Below are 619 nucleotides of genomic sequence, written 5' to 3' on the forward strand. Positions count from 1 at the left end.
CCCGCCACGCCGCCCTCCGGATCTCGCTCCACCGGCCATGTCGTCTATAGTCGCCTCAATCTGCACCAACTGCTCGGTCAGCCACGGTTCCGCCCCCCTTCCGGCGATGCCGTCCGCTTCTTCGCGGAGAGAGGCGCGGAGCACATTCGGCTTGTCCATCTGCCGCGATCCGATGCCGTATGCCGTGTTGATTTCGGTAAAACGCGCCGCCGTGCCGAATGCCCCGACGCATGACGCCAAAATCGCCGCGCCGGTCGGCGTGGTCATCTCCTTGTCGAAGCCGCCGGTCGTAACCGGCATTCCTTTGCACAAGAGGAGTGTCGCGGGCGCAGGGACGGGAAGCTCGCCGTGGGCGCACCGCACCGTGCCGCCGCCTAGTTCAACCGGAGACGCAGTAACGCGGTCGGGAGCGAGCGCATCGAGGCACAGCGCCACGCCGACAATGTCGACAATAGAGTCGAGCGCGCCCACCTCGTGAAACGTTACTTCGTCCGCGGCAGTGTTTCCGATGCTTTTTCAGCAGTATGCACTTCACTATCGCTCATACGTTTCTCCTGTTGAACGAACATATCGTCATCTTTGCAAAATCGCCGTATGTGTGCCGCGCGTCAGAACGGCA

General features: G+C 62.4%; 1 protein-coding gene. It reads right to left on the reverse strand.

Annotation, left to right across the window (positions count from 1 at the left end):
- Positions 1–510, reverse strand: a 510-nt coding sequence (gene larC / locus AWU74_RS07380) for a nickel pincer cofactor biosynthesis protein LarC (RefSeq protein WP_162505018.1), incomplete at its 3' end; no start/stop codon positions are given.
- Positions 511–619 lie beyond the last annotated feature (109 nt).

It is taken from the genome of Treponema endosymbiont of Eucomonympha sp., assembly GCF_001028545.1.